The following is a 19,915-nucleotide window of genomic DNA, read 5'->3' as shown; positions in this document are numbered from 1 at the left end:
CCTGCGTGCGTCGCAAACCGCGCGGTCCGGGATTCCCGCGCCGGCGATGTCCGGCGCCCACTAAGGCTAGGGGTATGCTGGCCCTCCTGGGACACCAGTTTTCATTGATTGCATGGAACCAGTACTGCCCTTCGCCCTCGACCTGCCGCCCCGCGGCGAAGGCGCCCGGATGCAGGCCCTGCACGGCCAGCTGCGCGCCGCGATCCTCGATGGGCGCCTGCCGCCCGGGGCCCGGCTGCCGGCGACACGCCCGCTGGCCTCTGCGTTGGGGGTGGCCCGCAACACGGTGGTCGCCGCCTACGACCTGCTGATGGCCGAGGGCTACGTGCAGCCGCGACGCGGTGCACCGGCACAGGTGGCCGATCTGGCCCTGCGACGGCCAGCGCCCGCCGCGGCGCTGGAGGTGCCGCTGGGCGACCGGCGGTTGAACCCCGTGTGGCGCGCGCCCGCACTGGAACCGGAATCGCCGCGGGCGCTGCCCGAACGCAGTTTCCGCCTCGGCGTGCCCGACCCGCACCACTTTCCCCATGCGGTGTGGCGCCGGCTGTCGGCGCAGACCCTGCGGGCCTGGTCGAAACAGCCCTTCACCTACCCACCCACGGAAGGGCTCGCGCCGCTGCGCGAGGCGATCGCACACCACGTCGCCTTCGCCCGTGCGGTGGTGTGCCAGCCCGTCGACGTCGTGGTGACCTCCGGCGCGCAGCAGGCCTTCGACCTGCTCGGTCGCCTGCTCATCACCCCCGGCCAGACCAGAGTGGCGGTGGAGGAGCCGGGGTATCCGCCGGCGCGCGCGGCGCTCCTGGCCGCCGGCGCGGTCCTGGTGCCGGTGCCCGTGGATGAGCAGGGCCTGTGCGTGGACCAGGTGCCCGCCGACGTGCGCATCGTCGCGGTGACGCCTTCGCACCAGTCGCCCACCGGGGTGGCGCTGTCGGCACCGCGGCGGCGCGCGCTGCTCGAGTTCGCGCGCGCCCATGACGCGGTGATCCTCGAGGACGACTACGACGGCGAGTTCCGCTTTGGCGGGCGCCCGCTGGACGCCCTGCAGACGCTCGACCGCGAGGGCCGGGTGTTCTACGTCGGCACGTTCTCCAAGAGCCTGTTTCCCGCCCTGCGCAAGGGCTTCGTGGTCGCGCCCGCGTGGGCACGCGACGCGCTGGTGCGGGTGAAGCACTGCGCCGATGCCCATGGCGATGCGATCAGCCAGAGCGTGCTGGCCGCCTTCATCCGCGAAGGCCACCTCGCCCGCCACGTGCGCCACATGCGGCCGATCTACGCGGCGCGGCGCCAGGCCCTGCTCGACGGACTGCAGCAGGAGCTGTCGCGCTGGCTGCAGCCCTGGCCCTCGGAGGCCGGACTGCATCTGTCCGCCCGCATCCGCGATCCGGCGCAGGCGTCCGCGATCCTGGCGCGGATTCGGCAGCACGCGCCCGGCGCGCAATCCCTGGACGACTACGCGATGGCGCCGCTGCCGCAGCGCGCGGTGACGTTCGGCTACGGCGTCATCGACGTGGCGGCGATCAGGCCGGCGCTGTCGCGCCTGCGGGCGGCGCTGGAGACCATCTGATGCGTGCGGGCAGCTTTCCCGGGCCTTCACGTCGTCACCGGAAGAATGCCGCCACTTCTCCCCGCGGAATGACCATGCCGGATCGTTCCACCCAGGCCGCACCGCCGCGAGCCCAGCCGCGCGGGCGGGCGGCGCTGCGCGAGAGGGTCATCGGGTTCTGGATGCGCCGTTCGATGCGCAACCTGTCGCCACTGGAGCGCCAGGCGCTCACCCATGCGCAGGTCGCGGCGACGCGCCCGATCGTCAGCGGCGTGATCGGCGCCGGCGCGATGATCCTGTCGCTGACCGGACTGTTCGAAGCGGTCGGCCTGGTGCCCGGCATCGGCTACGCATGGTGGCTGGTGGAACTGGCCGCGCTGACGGTCGGCGCATTGGCGGCGGCGGTCTGGCTGCTCGAGGACTGGCGCGTGCGCCTGGTGCTGACGCTGCTGAGCACGGTCCTGATCGGCGTGTTCATGTCGGTACCGTTGCCCGGCACGAGTTCGCAGCTGGCCCTGCGCACCGCGCTCTTCCATCTGTGGCCGATCGCGCTGCTGGCACTGCTGGCGCGGCCGACATCGATCCTGTCGATGATCGCCGTGCTGCTGGGCCTGTCGTGGTGGCGGGTCCGCCTGCATGGCGACCCCAGCAGCGGCTCGGCGCTGTACTGGCTGTATGCGTTCACCTCGATCGGCTTCGGGCTGCTGCTGGCCGGTTACAAGACCGATTTCGCGGTGGCGGTGTTCCGGATGCAGGCCCGGCTGCGCCGGCAGGCGGTCACCGACGAACTCACCGGCCTGTTCAATCGGGTCGGCTGGAACCAGGACGCCAGCGCCGCGTATGCCGCAGCCGCACGGCGGGGCCATCCGGTGAGCCTGGTGTTCTTCGACATCGACCACTTCAAGGCCGTCAACGACCGCTACGGGCATGACACCGGCGATCGCGTACTGCAGCAACTGGGCCGCCTGATGAAGAGCCGCGCGGGTGCCAACACCTGGTGCGCGCGGCTGGGCGGAGAGGAGTTCGTCACCCTCTTCGTGGGCCATACGCCCGACGCGGTCGAAGGCTACGTGCAGCGCGTGCGGCGCGAGTTCGAGGAGGGTGCGCGCGACCAGCAGGCCACCGTCAGCGCCGGCGTGGCGCATCGCGAGCCCGGGGAGGGCTTCAGCCAGCACCTGCGCCGCGCCGACCAGGCGCTGTATGCGGCCAAGCAGGGCGGGCGCAACGCGATGGTGGTGTCGCAGGTCTGATCGGCGTGGGGTTCATGGCCCGCGCGCGCGCGCGGGCGGGGCAGCTTCGCCAGGCGGCGTGGCACCGGCCATGACCACCGCGGCGCCGCGGTTGCGCTGCAGCGTGCGCAGCCTTTCGATCACCTGACCCAGGGGCGCGGGCCGGTCGAAACCGAAACCCTGCACCTGGTCGCAGCCATGCGTGCGCAGCCATTCGTATTGGCCGGCCGTTTCCACGCCTTCGGCCACCACCGTCAGTCCCAGGCTGCGGCCCAGCGCGAGCAGCGCCAGGCAGATCGAGGCATTGCGTTCGTCCTGGTGCACGTCCACGACGAAGGAGCGGTCGATCTTGAGCGCATCCAGTGGCAGGTGGCGCAGGTAGGACATGCTCGAGTAGCCGGTACCGAAATCATCCAGCGACACGCACGCGCCGCCCTGGCGCAGGCGGCGCAGCACGCCCAGGGCCGCCTCCGGCCGCGTCATCAGGATCGACTCGGTGAGCTCCAGGTGCAGCGCGCCGCGGCGCAGGCCGTGCTCGGCGATGACACGTTCCACGTCGGCCGCCAGGTCGCCATGCATGAACTGGGCAAGCGACATATTGACCGCGACCGGCACGCCCGCGAATCCCGCATCGCTGATCGCGCGCTGCGCACGACCGGCCTCGCGCAGGACCCACTGGCCCAGCGGCACGATCATTCCCGAGTCCTCGCTGATGGGGATGAACTGGCTGGGCGGGATGAAACTGCCGTCGGCCTGCGGCCAGCGCAGCAGCGCTTCCAGTGCGGCGGTCTGGCCATTGCCGGCATACCGGATGATCTGGAAATACAGCTCGAACTGGTTGGCATCCAGCGCCTCGTGGATCCGTCCGGCCAGCTGCAGCCGGTCGCTGGCACGCTGCGCCATCTCGCGGTCGAAGCGCAGCAGGGGCGTGCCTTCGCTGCGGGCCTGGTGCGCCGCCAGCCCCGCGTTGCCGAGCACCACGGCGGCATCCTCGCCGTCGGCCGGATAGTCGGCGGTACCGACCCAGGCTTCCAGTCGTTGCAGGTAGTCCTCGCCGGTGACCGGCCGCGCCAGTTCCGCACGCAGATCGGCCAGCGCCTGGGGCCACTGGGCCGGATCGTGCACGAGCAGGGCGAACTCGTCTCCGCGCACGTGCCCGGCGCTGCCGTAACGGTGGCCCAGCCGCTCCAGCCGGCGGGCGATGGCACGCAGGGTGTCGGCGCCGGCGCGCCGCCCCAGGCTGTCCTCGATCAGCTCCAGCCCGCGCAGCTGCGCGTAGGCGACCCGACAGCCCGGCTCGCAGTGGGCCTTCATTTCGTCGGCGAGCGCGCGTGCGTTGATCAGGCCCGTGGTCATGTCGTGGCTGGCGCGCCACGCCAGTTCGCGCTCGTGCGCCATGCGCTCGCTGACGTCCTCGGCCAGGACCAGCCTCGCCGGGCGCCCACGGAAGTCGATGTCGGCGGTGTAGATGCGTACCTCGAGCGTCTGCCCGTCGCGGCGCCGGTGCAGCCAGATCTGCCGGTCGTCGGCGTCGCGCGTGCCGCGCCGGGCGACGTCGGCAACCGCGCTGCCACGCTGCTCGACCGGACGGATGTCCAGGATGTTCATCGCGAGGAACTCCTCGCGGCTGTAGCCGTACTGATCGATGGCGGCCTGGTTGACCTCCAGCAAGCGCAGCGTGCCGACGTCGAACACCCAGAACGGCAACGGGTTGCGTTCGAACAGCATGCGGAACAGCCGCTCGGCATCGGCCAGGCGACGTTCGGCCTCGACCCGCCCGGTGATATCGACCACGGTGCCGGCCATGTGCGCGCGGCCGCGTTCGTCGGGCATGCATTGGCCGCGCACCGACAGCCAGCGCACGATGTTGCCCGGCGTCGCCACCACGCGAAAATCCATGGCGAATGGCTCGCAGCTGCGCCAGGCACCGCGCAGCGTGCGGGCGACGGCCTGCCGGTCTTCCGGGTGCACGCGTCCGAAGAATTCCGCGACGGTGGCCGAAGTCTGGGCGGGATCGGCACCGACGATGGCGGCCACCGGTTCGGACCAGGAGATCGGCCCGCCCCGCGTGACTTCCCAGCTCCCGGTGCGTCCCAGCTGCTGCGCCAGGCGCAGGCCGCCGGCCGTCGCGGTGAGCGTGCGCATCAGGTGGGCGCGCGAGCGCGCGTTGCGGCCAAGCTGCCGCGCCAGCACGACCAATCCGACCCAGTAGAGCAGGTACAGCACGGTGCCTGCCAGCAGCACGCGGCGCCACGGCGCGAGTACCGCCGCCTCTGACAGGCCCGCGCGCACGCGCAACGGATAGCCCTGCACGTCGCGGCTGGCAACGATGTGGGCGATCTCGCCATCCGGCATGCCGGCAGCAAGCGGGCGGCCGATGTAGGCCTCACCGCGGCTGTCGGCCACGATCTCGCCACCGATCCAGCCCAGCTGCACCAGGCCGTCGCGGCCGGCGTCGAGGTCGCGCACGCGCCGTTGCAGTTCGTCCGCGCGCAGGTGCGCGAGCAGTCCACGCCCGTCGCGCATGGGCAGGTACAGCGGCAGCGTCCAGCCCGTGCTGTCTGCTTGCGGCGGCCCCATGACCATGCGTCCAGCCCGTCCCGCCTGCGGTTCGAAGGCCGGCGTCGCGTCCGCCGGGGCGGGGGCGGGCGTCAGCGGCCGACCCTCGCGGTCGAGCAGCACCAGTTGCGCCAGTTCGTGCTGACGCGCCGCCACGCCCTCGATCATCGCGGCCACCGGCACGGCGATGTCCTCGTCGGACATGTCGCTGAAAGCCTCCGCGTCGCTGGCGATGCCACGCATGGCGCGTTCCAGGTTGCGCAGTTCGAGCCACACCAGCCGCTCGGTCCCGCTGGCGAGCGCCGACGCCTGGTGGCGTGCCGCGGCCAGGCGGGACGCGCGGTCGTTCGCGATCGCCGCGGCGAGGGCCAGCGCCAACACGACGCCCAGCACGACCCCGAACCACAGCACGGCGCGGTCGGAGCCCCAGGCACGGGTCTTGGGCGCGGTGGCGATGGTCGACGGAGCAGCCATGCAGATACCCCCTCCCCGCGACGGCGGGGCCCTGGCGTGATCAGACGCCGTCGGCGATTCCCGCTCCGTGAAGATGCCCCGTCCGCGCCAGGCCGGGCTGAAAGTGACGGTCCGCATGCCCGGCGCCGGCGGCTGGGCCAGCGCATCCGCGCCGGCTTCACCTGCGCTGCCGCCGCCTGGCACGACAATGGCCGCTGGTCCCGTTGCGTGCCCCTCATGCCTGCGTTCAACGTGCTCACCTTGAACGCCCACATGGGCTTCAACCTGCTCAATCGACGCTTCGTGTTGCCGGAGCTGCGCGAGGCGATCCGCTCGGTCTCGGCCGACGTGGTGTTCCTGCAGGAAGTGCTTGGCGAGCACGCCCGCCATGCGCGCCGCCATCTGAACTGGCCGCAGGGTCCGCAGTACGAGTTCCTTGCCGACACCATCTGGACGCAGTTCGCCTACGGCCGCAATGCGGTGTACCCGCACGGCCACCACGGCAACGCGCTGCTCTCGAAGTTTCCCATCCTGAGCCATGAGAACCGCGACGTGTCCGTCCGCGGCCACGAAGAGCGGGGGCTGCTGCACTGCGTACTGGGCGTTCCCGGTGGGGCCGGCCGGCCGGCCGTGCCCGTGCACGCCATCTGCGTGCACTTGGGCCTGCGCGAAAGCCATCGCCAGCGACAGCTGCAGTTGCTTTGCGAAGTGATTCGCGAGGCCGTGCCGCCGGACGCAGCGCTGGTCGTGGCCGGGGACTTCAACGACTGGCGCAGGCGCGGCCACGCGCGGATGGCCGAATGCGGTCTGGGCGAGGTGTTTCTGGCCGCGCATGGCCGACTGGCGGCGACCTTCCCCGCCCGGCTGCCGCTGTTGCCCGTGGACCGGATCTACGTGCGCAACCTTGCGGCGACCCAGCCGCGCGTGCTCAGCGCCCGGCCCTGGTCGCACCTGTCCGACCACGCGCCGCTGATGGTCCAGGTGGCGCTGTGAAGCGTCCTTCCGACGGCGACTTCCAATGGCGCGCGGGCAACCGCGTGGAACTGCTCGAGAACGGCGAGGCATTCTTCGCGCGCGCTTTCCAGGCGATCGCCGGCGCCCGTCATGAAGTGATGGTCGAGACCTTCATCCTGTTCGAGGACAAGGTGGGCAAGCGGCTGCACGGCCTGCTGATCGAGGCCGCGCAACGCGGCGTGCAGGTCGACGTGCTGGTGGATGGCTACGGTTCGCCGCATTTCTCCGACGGGTACCTGGCGGCGTTGACGGATGCCGGCGTGCGCCTGCGCGCCTTCGATCCGCAGCGGCCCGTGCTGGGCATGCGCCTGCACATCTTCCGCCGGATGCACCGCAAGCTGCTGGTGGTCGACGGCGAATTGGCCTTCGTCGGCGGCATCAACTACTCGGCCGATCATCTGGCCGACTTCGGGCCGGAGGCCAAGCAGGACTACGCGGTGGAACTGCGCGGGCCGATCGTCGCCGACATCCGCAGCTTCGCGAAGACCGCGCTGGCCTCGCGCGGCACCGGCGAACCCTGGCGCGCTGCGCAGACTCCCGAAGCGGTGCCGGCGGCGGGCGATGCGCAGGTGATGTTCGCGCTGCGCGACAACCGTCGTCATCGCAGCACCATCGAACGCGAGTATCGACGCGCCATCCGTTCGGCGCGGCGCGAAGTGATCATCGCCAACGCATATTTCTTCCCGGGCTACTGGTTCTTGCGCGACCTGCGTCGCGCGGCGCGGCGCGGCGTCAAGGTGACGCTGCTGTTCCAGGGCGAGCCGGACATGCCTGTGGTGCTGGTCGCGGCGCGTGCCCTGTACCGGCACATGGTCGACGCCGGCATCAACCTGCACGAATACTGCGAGAAGCCTTTCCACGGCAAGGTCGCGCTGGTGGACGATGACTGGGCGACGGTGGGCTCCAGCAACCTGGATCCGCTGAGCCTGGCGCTGAACCTGGAAGCCAATGTGTTCGTCCGGGACGAGGCGTTCGTGCGCGAGCTTCGTGCCCGCCTGCAGGTGCTGCTGACGAACCATTGCCGGACCGTCGATCCGGCCCAGGTGCCACGGCGGCGGTGGTGGCAGTGGCTGACGCGGCCGCTGCTGTTCCATGTGCTCAGGCATTTCCCCAGTTGGGCCGGCTGGCTGCCCGCGCACGCGCCCCGGACGGCGCTGCTGCAGCCGGCGGGTGACGCGGGTGCGACTGCGGACGGAGCGGAGAAGCCCGGATGAAGCCACGGCATCGGCGCTGGCGGCGCGTTGCGCGCATCGCGTTCTTCGCCTTCCTCGCGCTCGTGGGCTGGCTGCTCGTGCGGGCCGCGCGCGCGATCGCGTGGGACGAGGTCGGCGCGGCGCTCACGGGTTACGGCCCGGCGACGCTGGGCGCCGCCGGCGCGCTGGTAGTGGCCAGCTACGCCGTGTACGCCGGTTACGACCTGGCAGCGCGACGCTATGCGCACCACCGGCTGTCCACCCCACGAGTGGTCGCCATTGCCGTGATCAGTTATGCGTTCAGCCTCAACATCGGCGCATTGGTGGGCGGCGCCGGGTTCCGTTACCGGCTGTACTCGCATTCGGGGCTCGGCGTGGGCCCGATCAGCCGGGTGATCGCCTTCAGCGTCGCCACCAACTGGCTCGGTTACGTGCTGCTGGGGGGCGTGCTGTTCGCCACCCGCAGCGTCGCTGCGCCGCCGGGTTGGGAAATGGGGACGACCGGCCTGCAATGGGTGGGCATGGCGATGCTGCTGCTGACGGCGGCCTACCTGGCCGCCTGCCACTGGCTGCACGAGCGGGTGTACCACCTGCGCGGGCATCACTTCCGCGTGCCGACGCTGCCGATGGCGGTGGTGCAGTTCGGATTGTCGTGCGCGAACTGGTCGCTCATGGCCTGGATAATCGACCTGCTGCTGCCGCCCGCGGTGCCGTATCCGACAGTGCTTGGCGTGCTGCTGCTGGCCGGCATCGCCTCGGCCATGGCGCACATCCCGGCGGGCATCGGCGTGCTCGAGGCCGTGTTCGTGGCGATGCTCGGGCACCTCGTGCCGCCCGCCCAGTTGCTGGCCGCCCTGCTCGGCTATCGCGGCCTGTATTACCTGGCGCCGCTGCTCGTCGCCGTCGTGATGTACCTGGTCTTCGAGGCGCGCGGAAAGCGGCCCCAGGTGGGCACCGGTGCCGACCCGCAGGTGCCCTCACGCGCGCCTGCTCCCCCATCCGGGTGACGCGCGCTTTGGCATCACCGCGTTCTAGACTCGACGGGCCCGTCCCCCGAGGGCCGCCCCATGCTCCCGACCGGATCCGTCCCGGATTTCAACGGCTCCCGCGGCATCGTTGCAAGCGCGAGCCGACGCCCGCGTACCGCGCGGACCACCTGCCAGGCCACTCCCCGCGCCGGCCTGCATCGCCGCGGGCGGCCCGGGTGGGCGCCATGAAGACTGTCGAACGCCACGTCGCCATCATCCTGGCCGCGGGCGGCAGCGTGCGCATGGGCGGTTCGCCCAAGCAGCTGTTGATGCGGCGCGGCGAAACGCTGGTACACCGCACGGCGCGCCTGGTCCGGGATACGCAGCCGGCACGAACGATCGTGGTTGTCGGCGCCCATTCGGAAACCGTGAGCCTGGCGTTGGACGGCATGCGCCTCGATATTGCCGTGAATCCGCGCTGGCCGCAGGGCCTGGCCACCAGCCTCGCTCGCGGCAGCCAGGCGCTCGGACACCACTACGGTCCCGTGTTGCTGGTGGGCTGTGATCAGCCGGCACTGCACCTGGGCCACCTGCGCAGGCTGGTTGAACTGGCGGCCGCCAATCCCCGCGGCTACGCGGCCGTGTCACACGAGGGCACGCGGGTGGGCCTGCCGGCTGTGGTGCCCGGTGGCGTGCTGCGCTACCTGTCCCGGTTGCGCGGGGAACACGGGGTCGCGGCGCGGCTCAGTGCGCTGCCGGTCGGCGACGTGGCGCGGCTGGAAGCGCCCGAACTCCAGTTCGACGTCGACGACGCCTGCGATCTGCGCGCGGCGATCAACCGCGGCTGGATCGACGACGACGAGATCGAGTTCGGCGCGGGCATCGCCCTGCAGTTCATGCCGACCCTGCAGGAACGCTACGGCGTGTAGGCCGCTCAGCCGCGGCGACGGTCGCGCACCAGCGTCTCCACCACGGCCGGATCAGCCAGCGTGCTGGTGTCGCCCAGTTGTCCGGGTGCCAGTTCTTCGCCGCCGGCTTCGGCGATCTTGCGCAGGATGCGCCGCATGATCTTGCCGCTGCGTGTCTTGGGCAATCCGGGCGCCCATTGCAGGTGGTCGGGTGCCGCGATCGGGCCGATTTCCTGCCGCACATGCAGCAGCAGTTCGCGGCGCAACGCCTCGTCCGCCGCCTCGCCGGCCTTGAGCGTCACATAGGCGTAGATGCCCTGCCCCTTGATGTCGTGCGGGAAGCCGACGACGGCGGCCTCGGCCACCTTCGGGTGCGAGACCAGGGCGCTCTCCACTTCCGCCGTACCGATGCGGTGGCCGCTGACATTGATCACGTCATCGACGCGGCCAGTGATCCAGTAGTCGCCATCGGCGTCGCGGCGGCAACCGTCGCCGGTGAAGTACATCCCCGGGTAAGTGCGGAAATAGGTGTCCAGGAAACGCGCGTGGTCGCCGTATACGGTGCGCATCTGGCCCGGCCAGGAATCCAGAAGCACCAGGTTGCCCTCCGCGGCGCCCTCGATCAACGCGCCCTGCGCGTCGACGAGCGCCGGCCGCACGCCGAAGAAGGGACGCGTGGCGCAACCGGGCTTGAACGCACCATCGCCGGGCAGCGGCGAGATCAGGATGCCGCCGGTCTCGGTCTGCCACCAGGTGTCCACGACGGGGCAGCGGCCGTCGCCGACCACCTCGAAATACCAGCGCCAGGCCTCCGGGTTGATGGGTTCGCCGACGGTGCCCAGCAACCGCAACGACCGCCGCGAGGTGCGCTTGACCGGGGCGTCGCCCTCGCGCATCAGCGCGCGGATCGCGGTGGGCGCGGTGTAGAAGATCGTTACTCCATGCCGGTCGATGACGTTCCAGAAACGTGACACGTCGGGATGGTGCGGGACGCCCTCGAACACCACCGACGTGGCGCCGTTGGCCAGTGGTCCGTAGACGATGTAGCTGTGTCCCGTCACCCAGCCGACGTCGGCCGTACACCAGTACACGTCGTCCTGGCGCAGGTCGAACACGACTTCGTGTGTGTAGCTGGCGTAGGTGAGGTAACCGCCGGTGGTGTGCAGCACGCCCTTGGGTTTGCCGGTGGAGCCGGAGGTGTAGAGGATGAACAGCGGATCCTCCGCGTCCATCGGTTCGGGCTCGCACTGCGCCTGCTGGCCTTCCACGACGGCATCGAACCAGCGATCGCGCGGCATCTGCATGTCCACCGCGGCGCCCGTGTGGCGCACCACCAGCACCGTCTCTACCGAGTTCGTGCCGGGCAGGCGCAGCGCGGCGTCGACATTGGCCTTGAGGGCGACGCGCTTGCCGCCGCGCAGCCCCTCGTCGGCGGTGATGATCAGCTTGGACGCACAGTCGTGCACGCGGTCGGCGATCGATTGCGGGGCGAAACCGCCGAACACCACCGAATGGATCGCACCGACGCGTGCGCAGGCGAGCATCGCCACGACGGCGTCGGGAATCATCGGGAGGTAGATCGTGACGCGGTCGCCCTTGGCCACGCCCAGCGCGCGCAGGGCGTTGCCCAGGCGGCAGACGCGGGCGTGCAGGTCGCGGTAGGTGACGTGCACCGCCTCGGCGGCGGCATCGTCGGGTTCGAAGATCAACGCGGTCTTGTCGCCGCGCGTGGCCAGGTGGCGGTCCACGCAGTTGACGCTGGCATTTAGCCGGCCGTCGTCGAACCAGCGGATGCGGAAGTCGGACAGGTCGAAGCTGACGTCGCGGATCCGCGTCGGCGGCCTGATCCAGTCCAGGCGTCCGGCGACTTCGCGCCAGAAGCCATCCGGATCGTCGAGCGACTGCGCGTACAGGCGGTCGGACTCGCTGCGGGACAGGCGGCCCGCGCCTTCGTCGGATCCTGTTGCCGGGCGGATCGAAACCGTGGGGGGCTGCGTCATGCGCGCGCACTCGGGAGCATGGGGCAACCAGTGTGCCGCAAGCGCCGCATCGCGGCCACGCCGGACGCGCGCCGATCTGTTCTACTGCCCGGCGTTGCCCGGGCGCGCGCACCGGGCCGTCACGACGGAGCCCGCCGCCCATGTCCAGCACTGCCGCCACCGCTGCCGACGCATCCGTCCCGCTGTCGGCCGGGCACCGCAAGGTGATCTTCGCGTCCAGCCTGGGCACCGTGTTCGAGTGGTACGACTTCTATCTGTACGGGTCGCTCGCCGCCATCATCGCGCGGCAGTTCTTCAGCGGCCTCAACGAGACCAGCGCCTTCATCTTCGCCCTGCTCGCCTTCGCGGCCGGATTTGCCGTGCGACCGTTCGGCGCGCTGGTGTTCGGCCGGCTCGGCGACCTCGTCGGCCGCAAGTACACGTTCCTGATCACCATCGTGCTGATGGGCGCATCGACTTTCCTGGTGGGCGTGCTGCCCTCGTACGACCAGATCGGCGTGGCGGCGCCGGTGATCCTGATCGCACTGCGCCTGCTGCAGGGCCTGGCGCTGGGCGGCGAATACGGCGGCGCGGCCACCTACGTCGCCGAGCACGCACCCGACGGTCGCCGCGGCCTGTACACCAGCTTCATCCAGACCACGGCGACGCTGGGCCTGTTCCTGTCGCTGCTGGTGATCCTGGGCCTGCGCGCCTGGGTGGGCGACGAAGCCTTCGAAGCAACGTACTGGCGCGTTCCCTTCCTGCTGTCGGCGGTGCTGCTGGGTATTTCGGTCTGGATCCGGTTGCAGCTGGACGAGTCGCCGCTGTTCAAGCAGATGAAGGCCGAAGGACGCCAGTCGAAGGCGCCGTTGCGCGAAAGCTTCTTCTCACGCAACGGCCGCGTCGTGCTGCTGGCGCTGCTGGGCGCGACCGCGGGCCAGGCGGTGGTGTGGTATTGCGGGCAGTTCTACGCCTTGTACTTCCTGACCCAGGCGCTGAAGGTCGACGCCACCACCGCGAACCTGCTGCTGGCCGGCGCACTGGCGATCGGCACGCCGTTCTTCATCGTGTTTGGCTGGCTGTCGGACCGGATCGGGCGCAAGAAGATCATCATGGCCGGCTGCCTGCTCGCCGCGCTGACGTACTTCCCGCTGTTCCGCGCGATCACGCATTACGCCAATCCCGCCATCGAGCAGGCCAGCGCGGCGCAGCCCGTCGTGGTCCACGCCGACCCGTCGACCTGTTCGTTCCAGTTCGATCCGGTGGGCAAGAAGCAGTTCACACGCGCCTGCGACGTCGCCACGGCGGCGCTGGCCAAGGCGGGCGTGCCATACACCGTGCAGGCCGCCCCGGGTACCGATGGCGCCATCGTCCACGTCGGCGCGGTGCAGGTGCCATCGGTCGATGTCGGCGGGCTCGACGCGGCTGCGGCGAAGGCGCGGGCGGGCGCGTTCGCGGGCACGCTGAAGGCCGCACTGGTGGAAGCCGGCTATCCGGACAAGGCCGACCCGGCGCGCATCGACAAGCCGATGGTGCTGTTGTTGCTGACGGTGCTGGTGATCTACGTGACGATGGTCTACGGCCCGATCGCGGCGTGGCTGGTCGAACTGTTCCCCACCCGCATCCGCTACACGTCGATGTCGCTGCCATACCACATCGGCAACGGCTGGTTCGGGGGCTTCCTGCCGACCATTGCCTTTGCGCTGGTGGCGGCCAGCGGCAACCTCTACCAGGGCCTGTGGTATCCCATCGGAGTCGCGCTGATGACGGTGGTGGTGGGTTCGCTGTTCCTGCCGGAAACGCGCGGCGTCGACCTGCGCGACTGACGCCGCTCCGGGGCCGCGCGGTTACTGCGGCGGCGCGGCCAGCTCGCGCGCGCTCAGGAAGCCGTCGCGGTTGGCGTCCTGCCGGCGGAACGCCGCGGCCAGGGTTTCGCGATGCGCCGACAGGCTGATCGCGGCGCCCCGGCCACCGGGCAGTTCGTCGGCCGTGAGCTGACCGTCGCCATTGCGGTCCATGCGTTCGAAGGCGTACCCCATCCAGGCTTGGTATTCGGTCAGGGCGACGCGGCCGTCGCGGTCGATGTCCATTCGCGCGACGTACTGGTCGGTCCCGGTCACCTGCGCCATCGCGGCCGGTGCCGACAGGCTGGCGGCAACCGCCAGCACGGCCATGCCGCGGGTGATCGCGAGGCGCGGCCGCGCGGCAGCCATCCGCGTGATGCGGGCCGGCTTGGCGGGAGGAGTCACGCGCGCGTTCGCCACGTCAGGCTCAGGCCAGGCGCGAAGGCGCCAGCGCATAGCCCTTCATGCGCATCGAGAAGGCCCGCAGCGCGGCGTTGCCGGTGGCTTCGGCCTCGGCGCACCACGCGTGCAGCCGGGTCAGCGTGGCCTGGGCGTCGCTGGAACGTTCTTCCAGCACCTGCGCCAGGCGGGCGCGGAACTCCGCCAGCTGGGCCAGCTGCGGCTGCTCGGCCAGCCAGGCCTGCAGGCGCTGGCGCTTGTCCTCGTCGAGCCAGCGGCCGCCGTCCGCGAGGCCGCGCCGCAGCGCGCGCGGCAGGCGCAGCTTGGCGTCGCGCAGGGCGGGCAGGGTCACGGTGCGGTAGTAGTCGGTCATCGCCTGGAAGCGGATGGCCAGCAGCGCCCGCAGCGTCTCGCCATCGGGCATGGCGATGTTGGGTCGCACGTCCAGCGTCGGCGCCACGCGCAGCACCTTGGCCAGGCCGACCGACTGGAACAGGCGGATGGCGACCCAGCCGATGTCCACTTCGAAGCGGCGCAGGGCGAACTTGGCCGAGGACGGGAAGGCGTGGTGGTTGTTGTGCAGTTCCTCGCCACCGATCCACACGCCCCAGGGCGACAGGTTGGTGGCGGTGTCGGTCGTCTCGAAGTTGCGGTAGCCCCACCAGTGGCCCAGTCCGTTGACCACGCCCGCCGCCCAGAACGGGATCCACGCCATCTGCATGGCCCACAGCGCGACACCCCAGAAGCCGAACAGCGTGAAGCTCACCAGGAGATAGGCCGTCGGGCCCAGAGTGGGGAAGCGCGAGTAGAGATGGCGCTCGATCCAGTCCTCGGGGCAGCCCTTGCCGTACTGCTCGATCGAGGCGCGGTCGTCGCGCGCTTCCTTGTACAACTCCACGCCGCGCCAGAAGACGGTGCCGATGCCCTTGATCTGCGGGCTGTGCGGGTCTTCCTCGGTCTCGCACTTGGCGTGGTGCTTGCGGTGGATGGCCGCCCATTCGCGCGTGACCATGCCCGTCGACAGCCAGGTCCAGAACCGGAACACATGCGCGAGCAGCGGATGGAAGTCCACCGCCCGATGCGCCTGGCTGCGGTGCAGGTACAGCGTCACCGAGAAGATGGTCAGCTGGGTGGCGATCAGGAAGTAGATCGCCAATGCGCCCCAACCGGCCTGCAGCAGGCCACCGGTGAGGAAGTCGAGGATCGATGCGGACATGGAGGCTCCGGCGGCGTGCCCGGCCCCGCCGGAGCGGAGCGTGTCGAGGAAGAAGGGTGGGCGGCGCCTGGCAGGGATGATGACATCGGCCCGGTGCCGTCCGCGCCCGTACGGATCATGAAATGGGATGGGGATCGCCGGGGGGTTCAGCAAGGTCTACGCCCTTGAAAACATTCATGAATGGCGACGGACGGCGTCCCCGTCGGGAAGACCCCCTGGTCGGGCCCGCCCGTGCCCGTGGCGTCCGGCTGCGGATAACCTGCGTCCCATGCCCGAATTGCCCGAAGTCGAAACCACCCGCCGCGGCCTGGCCCCGCATCTGGAGGGTCGCCGGGTCACCGGCGTCACCCTGCGCAGGCCCGACCTGCGCTGGCCGATCCCGCCGCAGATCGCCCGCTGCCTGCCGGGGGAGCGGATCGACGCGGTCCGGCGCCGGGCCAAGTACCTGCTGCTGGACACCGCCGTGGGCAGCGCGCTGCTGCATCTGGGCATGTCCGGCAGCCTGCGCGTGCTGCCAGCGAGGACGCCGGTCGGGCCGCACGACCACGTCGACCTGGCGCTGGAAGGCGGCCGTGTGCTGCGTTTCAACGACCCACGCCGCTTCGGCAGCCTGCTGTGGCAGCCTCCGGGCGTTACCCACGAGCTGCTGCGCGGCCTGGGCCCGGAACCGCTGTCGGAGGCCTTCGACGGCGATTACCTGTTCGCCCTCAGCCGCGGCCGCCGCGCGCCGGTGAAGACTTTCCTGATGGACCAGTCGGTGGTGGTCGGGGTGGGCAACATCTACGCCGCCGAAGCCCTGTTCGAGGCGGGCATCTCGCCCCTGCGGGCCGCAGGCCGGGTGTCGCGGGAGCGCTACGCGGGGCTCGCGGCGGCCGTGAAGGACATCCTGGCCTACGCCATCGAGCGCGGGGGGACGACGCTGCGCGACTTCATCAGTCCCGACGGCGAGCCGGGCTACTTCGAGCTGGAACTGGCCGCCTACGGCCGCGGAGGCCAGCCCTGCCCGCGCTGCGCCCGACCTCTGAAGCAGGCCACCATCGGCCAGCGCGCGACGGTGTGGTGCGGGCACTGCCAGCGCTGAACCACTCAGCGGCCCGTGGCGACCGCGCGTTTCACCCGCACTGCCCCACTACCGCCGCGGTGGGCGAAAGGGTTTATATTCGGGTCAGTTCCGGGGGAAACATGGCCGACAGCGCGGACATCACGATGTTGCTCGATGCCGCCCGTGGGGGCGATCGCGGTGCGCTCGACAGCGTGCTGGCGCGGCTGTATTCCGAACTGCATTCAATGGCCCGGCGCCAGCTGGCCGGCCAGCACGGCCACACGCTCGACGCCACCGCGCTCGTGCACGAGGCCTACCTCAAGCTGATCGGCCGACGCGAGGCGCAGTTCGACGACCGCGCCCACTTCTTCGCCTACGCCGCCTCCGCCATGCGCAGCGTGGTCGTCGACTACGCTCGCCAGCGCCTGGCGCAGAAGCGCGGCGGGGATCTGCATCGCGTCACCGACCTGCCCGAGGACGTCGAAGGCGGCGTGCGCCTGGACGAAGACACCCTGAGCCTGGATGTCGCCCTGACCAAGCTGGCGGCGGTGGACCACAAGCTGGCCCAGGTCGTGGAGCTGCGCTACTTCGCCGGTTTGTCGGAACTGGAAATCGCCGGCCTTCTGGAGCGCTCCGAGCGCAGCATCCGCCGCGACTGGCAGAAGGCCCGCCTGTTCCTCCTGGCCTCGCTCGACAGCTGAGCGCACCCGCCCATGGACGCGCAGCGATGGCAACGGCTGTCTCCGCTGCTCGACGCCCTGTTCGACCTGTCGCCTGACGCACGCACCCAACGCCTGCAGCAGCTGCACGAGGAAGACCCAGCCCTCGCCACCGATCTGGAAGCGCTGATCGCGCTGGAAGAAGAGCGCACGGACTTCCTCGCCGAACCCCTGGTCTCCTCGCTGGGCGGCGCCCAGCCCGGCAGCGAGATCGGGCCCTACCGGCTGGAACGCATGCTCGGCGAGGGCGGCATGGGCCAGGTCTGGCTGGCGGCGCGGTCGGACGGGCTGTATCAGCGGCGGGTTGCGCTCAAGCTGCTGCGGCCGGGACTAACCGACACCAACCTGCGCCTGCGCTTCACGCGCGAACGGCAGATCCTCGCGCGGCTGGCGCATCCCCATATCGCGCGCCTGCTCGACGCCGGCGTTTCGCCCGACGGCCTGCCCTACCTGGCGCTGGAATACGTCGATGGCGAGGCGATCACCGACTACTGCCGCACGATGGACACTCCTCTCGCGCAGCGGCTGCACATGTTCGCGCAGGTGTGCGACGCGGTCAGCCATGCGCACGCGAACCTGATCGTCCACCGCGATCTCAAGCCCTCCAACATCCTGGTCACGCCGGCCGGCGACGTGCGCCTGCTGGATTTCGGCATCGCCAAGCTGCTGGACACCGAGGTCCCGGTGGTGGAGCAGACGCGCACCGGCATGCGCGCCTTCACCCTGCACTACGCCGCGCCCGAGCAGATCCGCGGCGAGCCGGTCACGACGATGACCGACGTGTACTCGCTGGGCGTGGTGCTGTACGAACTGCTCACCGACCGCAAGCCCTACCGGCTTGCGCGGGACAGCGACGCGGCGTGGGAGGAGGCGATCCTGGTGCACGACGCGGTGCGCCCGTCGCAGACGGTGATCCGGCGCATCGAGAACGACACCACCCACCAGGACAACGCCGCCGACCTGCGTCGGCGCGCCCGCATGCTGGCGGGTGACCTCGACAACATCGTGCTCAAGGCTTTGTCGAAGAAGCCCGAGCAGCGCTACCCCTCGGTGGAGGCGCTCTCCCTCGACCTGCGCCGTTACGAGGATGGCCGCCCGGTGCTGGCGCGCCCGCAAAGCGTCGGCTACCGCGTGCGCAAGTACGTCACCCGCCACCACTGGGCGCTGGGCACCGCCGCGGTGGTGACCGCCGTGCTCGCCATCGCCCTGAGCCTGGTCACCTGGCAGGCGAAGGAGGCGTTGGCCGAAGCCGCGCGCGCACAGGCCATGCAGGAGTTCATGGTCGGGCTGTTCGAGAACGCCGGTGGCGCCGCACCCGGCGAGCCGATGGACCTGCGCGCGCTGTTGCGGACCGCAGAGGATCGCGACATCAACCAGCCCACTGCGCAGCCGCGCACGCGCGCCGAACTGCTCGGCCTGCTCGCCCGCCTGCGCCTGGGCCTGGGCGACTATCCGGAAGCGGAGAACCTGCTGCAGCGGCAGGCGGTGATCGTGGATGCTGGCGACGAGATCCCCTCCAGCCTGCTGCTGGAGTCACTGACGCTGCGGGGACGCCTGATGAGCCTGGGCGGCCAGGCGCGCAACTGCATCGACCTGATGGACCCGGTGCTGTCGCTGGCCGGCAAGGAACAGGCCCAGCTGCCGCCGCAGGTCAGCGAGTTCTATTCGCAGCTGGGCCGCTGCCGGCGCGCGGTGGGCGAACGCCAGGGCGCCGCGCAGATGTACGAGCGTTCCCTGGCGATCCGCAGGCAGTCGCCGGCCGACGACGTCGGCATCGTCGAGAACCTCGTCGACATGGCCACGCTGCGTGGCGACGAGGGAAAGACGCGCGAGGCGCTGCAGGGCCTCAACAGCGCCATGGCCCACCTGGAACGCGAGGTGGGCGGACGCCATCGCCTGGCCATCGACATCCAGCGCGCGCGCTGCGCGCTACACCGTTCGCAGGGCGACGAGGGCAGTGCCGAACGCGACTGCCGCGCGGCCCTGTCGCTCGCGCTGCAGCTGCACGGCAAGGACCATCGCGCCAGCATCGATGCGCGCCGGCAGCTGGCCGCGCTTTACGTCGACCAGGGGCGTTTCGCGCAGGCGCAGGAGGAATTCGCGCAGACCCAGTCGTGGCTGGTGGCGCGACTCGGGCAGGAACATCGGGAAGTGGCGCGCAACTACAACAGCCTGGGCGTCACCGCCTGGGAGCGCGGCGACCTCAAGGCGGCGCTGGTGGCGCTGGAACAGGCCGTGGCCATCTGGCGCAAGGACGATGACACCGCGCTGCTCGCGGCGGGCATGTTCAACCTGGCGATGGTGCTGCACGAGTCCGGCGAGGACCTGCGCGCCAGGTCGCTGCTGGTCGAGGCGCGCCGCTTGCGCGTGGAGCGTTACGGCGCCGACCACGAGATCGTGGGCGACACCGACCGCCTGCTGGGCGAGGTGCAGGCGGCGCTCGGCGAGCACGATGCGGCCCGCACCGCGTTGCGTAGCGCGGTCAGGTTGACGGCCAACGGTTACGGCGCCGCGCATTCGCACACCCTGCGTGCGCAGGTCTCGCAGGCCAGGCTGCTGGCGTCGGAAGGCCATACCAATTCCCTGCAGTTGCTCGCCGACATCGGCGCCCGGCGGTCGACCGACGGCGAACTGCGCAAGGTGATCTGGCTGGCGCGCGCCTACTCGGCGCAGCTGCGCTGCGGCAGCGAGCCCGAGGAGGCCCGGGCGATGCTGGACGACGCGCTGGCACAGATGCAGGCGGCGCTGCCGGAAGGCGGCGCGGTCATGCGCGAGGTGTCGGCGATCCACACGGCCTGCGCCGGCGCTCCGCCGGAGGCGATGCCTTGAGGCGCGCGGTGGAGCGACGG

The 19,915-nt window shown here is 70.7% G+C and carries 14 protein-coding genes; 10 read left to right on the top strand and 4 right to left on the bottom strand.

The window, feature by feature from the left end:
* Positions 1 to 112: 112 nt before the first annotated feature.
* Together pdxR and I8J32_RS05090 are read left to right on the top strand one after the other, a co-directional pair.
* Complete coding sequence (gene pdxR / locus I8J32_RS05095; protein WP_200614683.1) at positions 113 to 1,564, top strand: MocR-like pyridoxine biosynthesis transcription factor PdxR; 1,452 nt, start codon at positions 113 to 115, stop codon at positions 1,562 to 1,564.
* A gap of 74 nt (positions 1,565 to 1,638) precedes the next feature.
* Positions 1,639 to 2,793 (top strand): GGDEF domain-containing protein, encoded by a 1,155-nt coding sequence (locus tag I8J32_RS05090; RefSeq protein WP_200614685.1) that lies wholly within the window; start codon positions 1,639 to 1,641, stop codon positions 2,791 to 2,793.
* Positions 2,794 to 2,805: 12 nt separating this feature from the next.
* Here I8J32_RS05090 and I8J32_RS05085 read toward each other — a convergent pair whose 3' ends face one another.
* A complete protein-coding gene (locus I8J32_RS05085; protein WP_207526800.1) occupies positions 2,806 to 5,805 on the bottom strand; it encodes a bifunctional diguanylate cyclase/phosphodiesterase in 3,000 nt (999 codons plus the stop codon).
* A gap of 216 nt (positions 5,806 to 6,021) precedes the next feature.
* Here I8J32_RS05085 and I8J32_RS05080 point away from each other — a divergent pair, with 216 nt between their 5' ends.
* The 4 genes from I8J32_RS05080 to I8J32_RS05065 all read left to right on the top strand — a co-directional run bounded on the left by I8J32_RS05080 (position 6,022) and on the right by I8J32_RS05065 (position 9,888).
* Entirely contained in the window at positions 6,022 to 6,777 is a 756-nt protein-coding gene (locus tag I8J32_RS05080; protein ID WP_200614689.1) for an endonuclease/exonuclease/phosphatase family protein, read from the top strand.
* Positions 6,774 to 8,012, top strand: coding sequence for a cardiolipin synthase ClsB (gene clsB, locus I8J32_RS05075; protein WP_200614691.1), 1,239 nt, complete (start codon positions 6,774 to 6,776; stop codon positions 8,010 to 8,012). The genes I8J32_RS05080 and clsB overlap by 4 nt, the downstream gene beginning before the upstream one ends.
* Complete coding sequence (locus tag I8J32_RS05070; protein WP_200614692.1) at positions 8,009 to 8,998, top strand: lysylphosphatidylglycerol synthase transmembrane domain-containing protein; 990 nt, start codon at positions 8,009 to 8,011, stop codon at positions 8,996 to 8,998. Before clsB ends, I8J32_RS05070 begins: the two co-directional genes overlap by 4 nt.
* Positions 8,999 to 9,204: 206 nt before the next feature.
* Positions 9,205 to 9,888 (top strand): nucleotidyltransferase family protein, encoded by a 684-nt coding sequence (locus I8J32_RS05065; protein WP_200614694.1) that lies wholly within the window; start codon positions 9,205 to 9,207, stop codon positions 9,886 to 9,888.
* Positions 9,889 to 9,893: 5 nt separating this feature from the next.
* On the opposite strand, the gene acs is transcribed toward I8J32_RS05065, so the two are convergent.
* Entirely contained in the window at positions 9,894 to 11,867 is a 1,974-nt protein-coding gene (gene acs, locus I8J32_RS05060) for an acetate--CoA ligase (protein ID WP_200614696.1), read from the bottom strand.
* A gap of 140 nt (positions 11,868 to 12,007) precedes the next feature.
* On the opposite strand from acs, the gene I8J32_RS05055 reads away from it, so the two are divergent.
* On the top strand, positions 12,008 to 13,672 hold the full coding sequence (locus tag I8J32_RS05055; protein ID WP_200614697.1) for an MFS transporter: 1,665 nt from the start codon (positions 12,008 to 12,010) through the stop codon (positions 13,670 to 13,672).
* 21 nt (positions 13,673 to 13,693) lie between these two features.
* Here I8J32_RS05055 and I8J32_RS05050 read toward each other — a convergent pair whose 3' ends face one another.
* Both I8J32_RS05050 and I8J32_RS05045 read right to left on the bottom strand, forming a co-directional pair.
* On the bottom strand, positions 13,694 to 14,059 hold the full coding sequence (locus tag I8J32_RS05050) for an EF-hand domain-containing protein (RefSeq protein WP_407061013.1): 366 nt from the start codon (positions 14,057 to 14,059) through the stop codon (positions 13,694 to 13,696).
* 58 nt (positions 14,060 to 14,117) lie between these two features.
* Positions 14,118 to 15,305 (bottom strand): DesA family fatty acid desaturase, encoded by a 1,188-nt coding sequence (locus I8J32_RS05045; RefSeq protein WP_200614698.1) that lies wholly within the window; start codon positions 15,303 to 15,305, stop codon positions 14,118 to 14,120.
* Between the two features lie 268 nt (positions 15,306 to 15,573).
* Between I8J32_RS05045 and mutM the strand changes: the two genes are divergently transcribed.
* From mutM to I8J32_RS05030, 3 genes are all read left to right on the top strand, one after another.
* On the top strand, positions 15,574 to 16,386 hold the full coding sequence (gene mutM / locus I8J32_RS05040) for a bifunctional DNA-formamidopyrimidine glycosylase/DNA-(apurinic or apyrimidinic site) lyase (protein WP_200614699.1): 813 nt from the start codon (positions 15,574 to 15,576) through the stop codon (positions 16,384 to 16,386).
* Positions 16,387 to 16,487: 101 nt separating this feature from the next.
* Positions 16,488 to 17,048 (top strand): ECF-type sigma factor, encoded by a 561-nt coding sequence (locus I8J32_RS05035; RefSeq protein ID WP_200614700.1) that lies wholly within the window; start codon positions 16,488 to 16,490, stop codon positions 17,046 to 17,048.
* A 12-nt stretch (positions 17,049 to 17,060) separates the two neighbouring features.
* On the top strand, positions 17,061 to 19,895 hold the full coding sequence (locus tag I8J32_RS05030; protein WP_200614702.1) for a serine/threonine-protein kinase: 2,835 nt from the start codon (positions 17,061 to 17,063) through the stop codon (positions 19,893 to 19,895).
* The last annotated feature ends 20 nt before the right edge of the window (positions 19,896 to 19,915 follow it).

The organism is Lysobacter solisilvae (assembly GCF_016613535.2).
GTDB classification, from domain to species: domain Bacteria; phylum Pseudomonadota; class Gammaproteobacteria; order Xanthomonadales; family Xanthomonadaceae; genus Agrilutibacter; species Agrilutibacter solisilvae.
Note: the sequence above shows the minus strand (reverse complement) of the source record. Positions and strands in the feature narration are given on the sequence as shown.